Annotated in this window: 3 protein-coding genes; 2 read left to right on the forward strand and 1 reads right to left on the reverse strand. The window is 56.7% G+C overall.

Features of this window, described 5'->3' with window-relative positions; translation table 11 throughout:
• Positions 1–242: 242 nt before the first annotated feature.
• Positions 243–653: a hypothetical protein gene (locus WCA10_RS04565; RefSeq protein WP_472821314.1), complete on the reverse strand. Its 411-nt coding sequence runs from the start codon at positions 651–653 to the stop codon at positions 243–245.
• Positions 654–709: 56 nt separating this feature from the next.
• Here WCA10_RS04565 and WCA10_RS04570 point away from each other — a divergent pair, with 56 nt between their 5' ends.
• The gene (locus tag WCA10_RS04570; protein WP_472821315.1) at positions 710–1,030 is read left to right on the forward strand and encodes a glycosyl hydrolase family 95 catalytic domain-containing protein; all 321 of its coding nucleotides are present in this window, start codon (positions 710–712) and stop codon (positions 1,028–1,030) included.
• A 429-nt stretch (positions 1,031–1,459) separates the two neighbouring features.
• Positions 1,460–2,123 (forward strand): outer membrane protein assembly factor BamB family protein (locus WCA10_RS04575; protein ID WP_472821316.1); only part of this gene is annotated, 664 nt, incomplete at its 3' end.

Genomic DNA, 2,123 nt, shown 5'->3' on the forward strand with positions numbered 1-2,123 from the left:
CTCGGGCTGCCTTCGCTGTTCGAGAACTACTAGACTAACTTCTCGAACCGCCGTGTACGGACCCGTTCGCACGGTGGTGTGGCAGGGGTCGGCAGGTGACTGCCGCCCCTATGCCGATCAAACGCCCATGTCGAAGGGAATGCTGCTGGATACACGCGTAATCGGCTACGGTTAACATTTTCCGCTGCAGAATGGGCCGGAGCACGATGGTGTTTCAAGGCCGAGGTCCGGGCATTGTGTCGCTATAATCGCGCAGTTTTTGAAGTAAACCCGCCGTAGGTCAGGTAGAGGCCAATCAGGAGCGACGGCGTCATGCATAGATAGAAAAGCAGTGGGTTGCGAAACACGCTCAGAAAGAATTCCAACGCCGTCCCGGAGTAAACGAACAAGAAGAGTAGACCTTTCAGCAGCATCGCCCAACCGACAAGGGTAACCACCACAGCCAGCGCCCCGCCCGACCAGACATTGTGCGCAAGAACCGTCGCCAGCCCAATCGTCAGCGTAATCACGCTGAGAACCCACAATAGCGACGAGTTGTGAAACAGTGCTGTCATCCAGTCCACGGTGGCTTGTCGCTGAAGGATCATCGAAGGTATGACGAGAACGCAAGACAGACCGATCAGCCTGCTCAGATAGATGGTTCGCGAGGACATGATGCCTCCCACGTCAGTCGAAAGCTAGATCACGCAACCAGTTTCCGTTTCGACCGGTGCACGGGCTCCCTTATACACCCAAATGCCAGTCTCGGTCTCTTCTATGCAACTCAAGCCGGTATTGTGGCAACCTGCGCGGTTGCTTTCTTCGCCACACCTCGCACTTGGTTTCACTGTATCCAGAACAACAGATCTGCCCGCGCACCGCGCCCGAGTTGGCACGTGCTGCCGAAGTGACAATCGCGCGAAGAATGAACGCGCCACACTGGGAGCAGAGCGAGTGGGGTCGCGCCAACCTGGTCGCGTACTACGCGAGACTGCTGAAGGGCGATGAGGCGCACAAGTATCTCGTAAGCCTCCTTGCCAAGGCAACGTAAGACAACTTGCTTGCTTTTTCAAGTGCGGGTATCGCGGGTGCAACGCAGAATATCTTTGCAATTGACGGAAACACAGCCGGCGCCGCCGGAATCGCCGAAATAGGGATGTTGGTGGACCAAGCCGTGAGCGAACTATTCTCCACCGCCGAATTCCCTTCAATATCCGCAATCCGGGTCCAAACTGGTCCTTGCCGGTTATACGGCCAGAAGGGGTCGATGAGTGCATCGGCGATTTATCACGAAGCGAGTGTCAGACGGACCGAAGCTGCGCGCCAAAAGCCTGGACGAGAGCAGGAGAGCAGGGTCATCCTTGCACCCTGCGGTGGGCGGCGCCGTGACACCCCGAAAGTCTTCAACACTCTGATGCTGACGATGCCAGAGCCTGGTGTTAGTCTCAGTCGACTAACAAATTAAATCTGAGGTGTCAGTGTGAATCGTCCGGCATTGATATGGGCCATGTTGCCCAGTGTGCTTCTGTTTGCGGGATTCAGTGACACCAAGCCTCGAAACGGTTCGAGCACTCTTGAGGTCACGAGGGATACCGCGAATTGGCTGATGTATGGCCGGACGTACGACGATCAGCGCTTCAGTCCGCTGAACCAGATCAACGAGCAGACCGTTGCCAATCTGGGACTGGTGTGGGGCCAGGAACTTGACACCACCCGCGGCCTCGAGGCAACTCCGATCGTGGAAGACGGTGTGATTTACACCACCGGATCGTGGAACGTCGTCTACGCAATGGACGCGAAGACAGGCAAAATGCTGTGGCAGTATGATCCTGCGATCGATCGCAGCCGGGCGTATTTTCTATGTTGCGATGCTGTCAATCGCGGTGTTGCTCTCTACAGAGACAAGCTGTATGAAGGCACGCTGGACGGTCGCCTCATCGCGCTGGACAAACGCGCCGGAACAATCTTGTGGAGCACGCAGACAACCGATGTCACCCAGGCCTATTCGATCACTGGCGCGCCACGGATCGCAAAGGGAATGGTCGTAATCGGGAACGCCGGGGCCGAATATGGGGTGCGCGGCTATATATCAGCTTATGACGCGGAAACGGGCAAGATGGCGTGGCGCTTCTACACCGTTCCGG

The sequence above is a fragment of the Occallatibacter sp. genome, from assembly GCF_049582745.1.
GTDB lineage: Bacteria > Acidobacteriota > Terriglobia > Terriglobales > Acidobacteriaceae > Telmatobacter.